The organism is Caulobacter sp. Root655 (assembly GCF_001427665.1).
GTDB lineage: Bacteria > Pseudomonadota > Alphaproteobacteria > Caulobacterales > Caulobacteraceae > Caulobacter.
Window position 1 is genome coordinate 445,184 of sequence record NZ_LMHC01000021.1, and the last position, 6,770, is coordinate 451,953.

Annotated in this window: 8 protein-coding genes; all 8 read right to left on the reverse strand. The window is 67.6% G+C overall.

The features are described 5' to 3' along the window. From ASD79_RS13440 to ASD79_RS13475, 8 genes are read right to left on the reverse strand one after another with little or no spacing between them, the layout of a single operon-like run. Positions 1 to 237, reverse strand: coding sequence for an acyl carrier protein (locus tag ASD79_RS13440; RefSeq protein WP_056722419.1), 237 nt, complete (start codon positions 235 to 237; stop codon positions 1 to 3). After that, positions 230 to 1,984, reverse strand: coding sequence for an HAD family hydrolase (locus ASD79_RS13445; RefSeq protein WP_235524442.1), 1,755 nt, complete (start codon positions 1,982 to 1,984; stop codon positions 230 to 232). Before ASD79_RS13445 ends, ASD79_RS13440 begins: the two co-directional genes overlap by 8 nt. Before the next feature lie 35 nt (positions 1,985 to 2,019). After that, the gene (locus ASD79_RS13450; protein ID WP_056722423.1) at positions 2,020 to 3,216 is read right to left on the reverse strand and encodes an SDR family oxidoreductase; all 1,197 of its coding nucleotides are present in this window, start codon (positions 3,214 to 3,216) and stop codon (positions 2,020 to 2,022) included. A 1-nt stretch (position 3,217) separates the two neighbouring features. After that, positions 3,218 to 4,234, reverse strand: coding sequence for a 3-oxoacyl-ACP synthase III family protein (locus ASD79_RS13455; RefSeq protein ID WP_056722425.1), 1,017 nt, complete (start codon positions 4,232 to 4,234; stop codon positions 3,218 to 3,220). Position 4,235: 1 nt separating this feature from the next. Further along, complete coding sequence (locus ASD79_RS13460; protein ID WP_056722427.1) at positions 4,236 to 4,940, reverse strand: MBL fold metallo-hydrolase; 705 nt, start codon at positions 4,938 to 4,940, stop codon at positions 4,236 to 4,238. 2 nt (positions 4,941 to 4,942) lie between these two features. Continuing rightward, the gene (locus ASD79_RS13465; protein ID WP_056722429.1) at positions 4,943 to 5,665 is read right to left on the reverse strand and encodes an SDR family NAD(P)-dependent oxidoreductase; all 723 of its coding nucleotides are present in this window, start codon (positions 5,663 to 5,665) and stop codon (positions 4,943 to 4,945) included. 8 nt (positions 5,666 to 5,673) lie between these two features. Further along, on the reverse strand, positions 5,674 to 5,982 hold the full coding sequence (locus ASD79_RS13470) for a hypothetical protein (protein WP_056722431.1): 309 nt from the start codon (positions 5,980 to 5,982) through the stop codon (positions 5,674 to 5,676). A gap of 5 nt (positions 5,983 to 5,987) precedes the next feature. Continuing rightward, complete coding sequence (locus ASD79_RS13475) at positions 5,988 to 6,614, reverse strand: GNAT family N-acetyltransferase (protein ID WP_056722433.1); 627 nt, start codon at positions 6,612 to 6,614, stop codon at positions 5,988 to 5,990. Between the last annotated feature and the right edge of the window lie 156 nt (positions 6,615 to 6,770).

The following is a 6,770-nucleotide window of genomic DNA, read 5'->3' on the forward strand; positions in this document are numbered from 1 at the left end:
TCAGTCCACCGTCAGTTCGTTCAGGACCAACTTGATCAGCGCGTAGGAGCTGAGGTTGGCGGCGTCCTCGTCAGGGATCGACACGCCGAACTCCTGCTCCAGGGCCAGCACCAGGTTCATGTGACGCAGGGAATCCCAGGTCGGCAGGGTGTCGGTGCTGGTGTCCGGACCGATCTGCGCCTCAGGCACGCGAAGCACCGCGGCCATCACCTTCTTCAAGGCTTCTTCGTCAAACATGCAGCACCTTGATCCACGGTGTCGGAGGGGGAATGAACGCCGCCAGCGTGGCGGCGTAAACTTGCGCGCCGCCGACATCGCCCTGCGGCGGCAGGCCCAGGCGGTCGTAGAAGTCGGCGGCCTGGGCGTTCTTGGCGGTCGGTCGGTAGGAGGCCTGAAGCCTCACGCAGCCCTTCTCGACCGCATCCCGCACTACCGTAGACCACAGCGACTGCTCCACGCCTCGGCCCAGCACGCGGCAGCTCATCAACAGGCTCTCGACCACGGCGACCTCGCCCTCGCGGCGGACCACCACCACCCCGGTGGTGCCGGCCGGGCCGAACCGGTCGGCCACGTCGAGGGCGTAGACGGTGGTCGCCTCGTCCTGGATCAGCCGGGCGATGTCTTCCGCGGTGTAGCGGATAGTCGTCAGGTTGAACTGGTTGGACTTCTGGCTGAGCTGGCTGACCCGGGCGGCGCGGGCGGGATCGTCGCGGGCGATGGTCACCGTCAGGTCGAGCGAGGCCAGATAGTCCTCGTGCGTGTCGAAGGCCGCGGCCGCCTCGATCGCGGCGGCGCGCTGACGATATTGCTGGGTCTTGCCGGCGCCTTCGCCGCTCTCCCCGCTGGCCAGGAACAGGTCCTTGATCTGGGCGATCACGCCCAGATACTCGACCGGGTTGGCCGGAGCCTGGAACACCGTGACCTCGGGCAGCTGTGTCCTGACGCTCTCGCACTCGAAGGCGGAGTCGTCGAGGAACACCAGGCTGTCGAGACCGATGTTCAGTGTCTGGGCGATCTGGCGCAGGTTGCCGACCTTGTCGTCCCAATTGACCTGCTTGACGATGACGTCCGACGACCGCAGCACCATGTCGGGATGGGTCTCGAGCAGCGCGTCGACCGCCGCCGGGTCGTTCTTGCTGCACAGGCAGAGCAGCACGCCCTGGCGCTGCAGCGCGACGAACTCGGTCTGGGCCCGCCAGAAGACGTTGCCGGGATAGTCGAAGGGGCCGATCTGGAGGCCTTCGGGCAAGTCCTCGCCGAGAATGCCGCCCCACAGGGTGTTGTCGCAGTCGAGCACCAGAGCCTTGTGGAACCGGCCGCCATAGGCGCGCGACGCCGCCGCGACCTGACGGCCCCAGACATTGAGCAGGGCGGCGGAATAGGGAGCGGTGTTGCGCAGGTAGAAGCGCATGTCGAAGGCCGCGGCCCGCCCGACCTCGGCGACCATGGCCGACATGTCCAGGACGCGGACATTGGCGAAGGCCGCGGCTTCTTCGGCCAGCGCCTGGTTGAATCGGTCGAGCACGACATCGGCGCGGTCGCCGCCCGCCACGGAGGGGGTCAAGCGATGGAAGTCACAGAGGAAGACGTTGCGGAACCTCGCCGCGGCCTTCAGCGCCAGGCGCCAGCGCGCCCGCATCTCGGTCTCGCGCCCAGCGATCTCCGCTTCGGACATCATCGCGGCGCGGGCTTCGAACGCCGGCTCCAGGGTGTCGAAGAACGGGGCCAGCACCAGGAACTCGACGCCGGCCTGGCCAAAGCGCTCGATGTCGCCCAGCGGATCGTCGAAATTGCCCTGGGTGACCCGCAGACGAACGCCCGACAAGAGGGCGTGGCGACGCAGGAACAGGCCCAGCAGATCGGCCGTCGCGCCGGCGCTGATCCCGACGTGGGCGGTGAAGGGCAGCGTCGCGTGCGTCTCGACCTCCTCGACCGCGCCCATCAGACTGGCCAGCGACGCCGCGGGGTCGGCCAGGACCTTCATCCAGTCCGCGACAGAATGCTCGTCAGGACCGGTGGTCACCGCATCACCATGCCGCCGTTCACGCTGATGGTCTGGCCGGTGATGAAGCCGGCGTCTTCGGAAGCGAGATAGGCGACGGCCGAAGCGACGTCCCGAGGCGTGGCCAGGCGGCGCATCGGCGTTTGCCGCGCCGCCATCAGCTGGGCCTTTTCCGGAATGTCGCCGATCAGGGCGGTGGCGGTCATGCCCGGCGCCACACAGTTGACGGTGACGCCGCCCGGTCCGACCTCGGTCGCCAGGTAGCGCGACAAGGTCGAGAGCGCCGACTTGGCCATGGCATAGGCCGTCCAGGTCGGGGTCGGCGCGCCTTCGATGACCTGCGAGGTGATGTTGACGATGCGGCCGAAACGCTGGGCCTTCATGGCCGGCAGGCAGGCCTGGGCCAGCAGCATGGCGGCCTTCACCGTCACGTCGATCTGGCCCTGGATGTCCTCCCAGGCCAAGGCCTCGAACGGCTTGGCGCCGATGGCTGGCGAGGCGTTGTTGACCAGAACGTCGATCGGCCCGAAGGCCTCGGCGGCTCGGCGCGCCAGGGTCTTGGCGCCCTCGGTCGTCGACAGGTCGGCGGCGATCGCCACCGCGCGGGTGGAGCCTTCCAGCGCCGCGACGGCGTCAACCACCGCCTGGGCTCGATCGGCCCGGCCGCGATAGGCGACCACCACGTCGAGGCCGTCGCGGGCCAGGGCCAGGCAAATCTCGCGACCGATGCCGCCGCCGCCGCCGGTGACCAGCGCGACCTTGGCGCGGCGGGTCAGGGCGTCGGTCTGGGCCAGGGCCGCGGTCTCCAGCACCTTGACCTTGGCCTGACCTGTCAGGACCTGCTGGCCCGACTGGTTGGTGATCGTGGTGTCCAGGTCCAGCAGCCGCTCGCGCTCGTGTTTGCCGGTGATCACGCAGGCGATGGTCAGGGTGTCGCCCAGCCGCACCGGCAGCAGGAACTCCAGGCTCTGGGCCACCCACAGGGCGCCGGGACCGGGCAGTTGGGTGCCGATCACCGTCGAGATAAACGAGGCGCCCAGCATTCCGTGGACGACGATGTCCTTGAAACTGGTGCTCTCTGCATAGGCGCGGTCGACGTGCAGCGGATTGTCGTCGCCGGTCATCTCGACGAACCGGCGGACGTCGGCCTCGGAGATCGTGCGGCTCAGCGAACGGGTGTCGCCGACCTGGAGCGTTTCGAAATCGGAGAACACGCTACACCTCGCCGCTGACAGTGATCGGACCCCAGCGCCAGACGCTGGCGCCGAAGTTGAAGCCCGCGCCCACCGCCGCCAACACCACCAGGGAGTCCGGAGCGATCAGGTCGCGCTCGACGGCTTCGCTGAGGGCGATGGCGACCGAGGCCGCGCCGGTATTCCCGATCTCCTGCACGTTGGTGTAGGTCTTCGACAGATCAAAGCCCATCTTGCGCACCAGATAGTCGATCAGGTTGTAGTTGGCTTGGTGGAACACCAGGAAGTCCACGGCCTTGGGATCGACCTGGGCCTTGGCGCAGGCGGCGCGGATCACCGTCGGCAGGTGGGTGATCGCCTGTTTCCAGGTCGCCAGGCCGTTCAGTTCCATGACGTCGGTCTCGGCCGGCGCGCCACGGCCCATCACCGGGAAGCTCGACCCGCCGCCGCGCACCCGGACGGCCTCGTAGTTGGAGCTGTCGGTGTGGAAGGACGAGGCGATGATGCCCCGCCCGGGGTCGCGCCCCAGCACCACCGCGCCGGCCCCGTCGCTGTGGTAGATCGCGCTGTCGGCGTTGGCGCGGTCGATATAGCGGCTGTTCAGCTCGACCCCGACGACCAGGGCGTTGCGCACCGACGGATCGGCGGCCATCCGGTCGCTGGCGGCGGTCAGCCCCGAAACGAAGCCCGCGCAGTTAGCCTGGAGGTCGAAGATCTGGCCGCCCTTGACGCCCAGATCCTTGTGGATCTTGGCCGAGAGGGCCGGGAAGGTGTAGTCGGCCGAGAAGGTGCAGGCGACGACGAGGTCGATGCCCTCGGCCCCGACGCCGGCCGAAGCCAGGGCGCGCTGGGCCGCCTTCAGGGCCAGGCCCGAGGCGGTCTCGTCCGGTCCCGCCAGGTAGCGGCGCTTGATGCCGGTCTTCTCGACAATCCATTCCGGCGTGACGTCGAGGTTGCGGCAGAGTTGTTCGTTGTCCTCGATGATGTCGGGAAGGTGGTGGCCGACGCCGACGATGCGAATGCCGCTGGGAGAAGACATGTCAGTCCGCGTCCGCTGTGTCGGGGGTGGCGAAGAGGAAGTCCAGCAGCGCGCGATTGTCGGCGCGGATGGCGTCGAAGCGGGCCGAGGGGCCGTGGCCAGGGTGGATCATCCGTTCGGCGGGGATCTTGTCCCACAGCGCCAGCAGGCTGCGGCGCAGGCCGTCATGGTCCTCGCCGGGCAGGTCCGACAAGCCGACGCCGCGCGCGTAGAGGCTGTCGCCAGTGAACAGCGCCTCGCCATACTCGATGAAGCAACTGCCCGGCGTATGGCCCGGAACCGGATGGTAGGTCAGCGGGCGTCCCCCGACCATGAACGGCGCGGCGGTCACGTCCACGGGGGTGACTTTCGGCAACTCGATCCGCTGGGCGATCTTCAGGACCATCAGCAGGAAGTTGCCGCTCTTCATGGTCTTCATATCGGCCGGATGGACGAACACCTCGGCGTCATAGGCCTTCTGGAAGTGCGCGGCGCCGCCGATGTGGTCGAAATGGCCGTGGGTGCAGAACACCTGACGCGGCGTCAGGCCCAGGGCCTGGGCAGCGCGGTCGATCTTCGCCGGGTCGAGGCCGGGGTCGATGATGAAGCCGGAGCCGTCGCCCGCCGCGCAGATATAGGCGTTGGACGAGAAGATCCCGCCGGTCACCCGCCACACGCCTTCCCCGACCGCCACGGGTTCGGCCGTCCCAGCCTCATGGGCCGGCATCGTCAATTGACCCCCCCTAGGTACAGGGTCTGGGCAGTGATGTAGCCGCTGGCTTCCGACGCGAAGAAGTCGATGGCGTTGAGGATGTCGGCCGGTTCGGCGAAGCGCGGTATGGGCAGGCCGGCGATGATCTGGTCGATCTTGTCGCGCGGCAGCTGGCTGAGCATGTCGGTTTCGATGGCGGTGATCGCCAGCGTGTTGCAGGTGACGTTCATGGCCCCGAACTCCTTGGCCATGACATTGGTCAGGGTGCTCAGCCCCGCCTTGCAAGCGGCGTAGACGGAATCGCCGATCGGCTCGAGGCTGGCGGCCATCGAGCCGATGTTGATGATCCGGCCCCACTTGGTCTTGCGCATGAACTTGGCCGCCTCGCGCGAGACGATGAACGGCGCCAACAGGTTGACGTTGACCATCGCCTGCGCCGCGCCGGGCGGCATGATCATCGCGTATTGCGAGGTCAGGACGGCGGCGTTGTTGACCACGATGTCGACGCGGCCGGCGCTCTTGTGCAGCCCCATGAACGCCTTCTGGATGGCCATGGGGTCGGCGAGATCGACCTCGACATGCTGGTAGGCCGGGTGCGTGATCGTGCCCGGCGAGCGCGCGAAACCGATTACCGACGCGCCCTGCGCCAGGAAGTGTTCGGCGATCAGGCGGCCCACCCCGCGGGTGGATCCGGTGACCAGGGCGGTGCGCCCCACATAACGGCCGACGAGATCGTCCATGGGTCGCCTCAGGCCGGGCTGACTTCAGCGAGGAGTTCGAGAATGTAGTCGGTCAGCGTGCCCACATCGTCGAAAGGAGAGATGGCGCGGGCCATGGCGCGGTCGTCCGTCAGGCTGATCGGCGCGTCCCATTCCAGGGTCAGCGCCGTCTCCACGTCGATGATCACCGAGACCAACGACAGGGAGTCCAGCGCTGCGTCGGGACTGAACAGCGCCGTCGTCGGCCCGATCTCGACCTGCCGATCCTCGCTCAGCTCGGCGTTGAGGCTCTCCAGCGCGGCATAGATGATGCCGAGCACTTGCTCACGTCTGTCCATGGCGCTCAATTCGCCGCCGCTCGGCCGCGCGCGAGGGCGATCAGCGCGTTCATCTTGGGCAGGCTCACGCGGCGATACTCATCGGCCAGAAGCCCTAGGGCCACCGCGTCGACGAACTCATCGTCTCTCAAATAGTGTCGGCGCAAACGACCCTCTTCCTTCATGCCCAGATAGAGTTGCCATTTCAGCATGAGGTGATTGCGCGCCTCGATCAAACCATGAATGCGCTCCAGGCCAAGGCGGTCGAACCCAACAGCGTAGAGCAGTTTCATGGCCTCGACGGCCACCGGCGCGCCCTTGACCAGCGCTTCGTCGCCGATCAGGAACCGGGCGGATTCCGCGCGACGGTGGGTCAGGTCGATCGCGACCAGAGACAGCATTCCCACGGGCTCGCCGCTGGTCAGTTCAATGATGTAGTTGAGTTCCGAGGCCGGGCGACCGGCGATCCATCGCGCCTGTTCCTCCACCGTGGCGGCGCCCTGGTTGAGATAGGCCGCCCTGGCCGCATGGCGCCATTGGTGCGTGGTCTCCGCGTCGGCGACTGACAGGGGGCGCAGCGCCGCGAACTCTCCCCTGATGGTTTCCGTGGCCAGGGAAGTCAGGCTCGACCAGGTTTCGGCGCCGGGGGACATCAGTCGATTCCTCGATGAGAGCGCCTCTTGTACGCTGCTCTCCGAACAAGATGAACTCCCATGCGATGGGACGGCGCCGTCGCCGCCCCAGGCGATCGCGCGCTAGCCACGGGCGGTCGATCAACTGGCTACACGCCCGTTCGCGATCGCGCATTG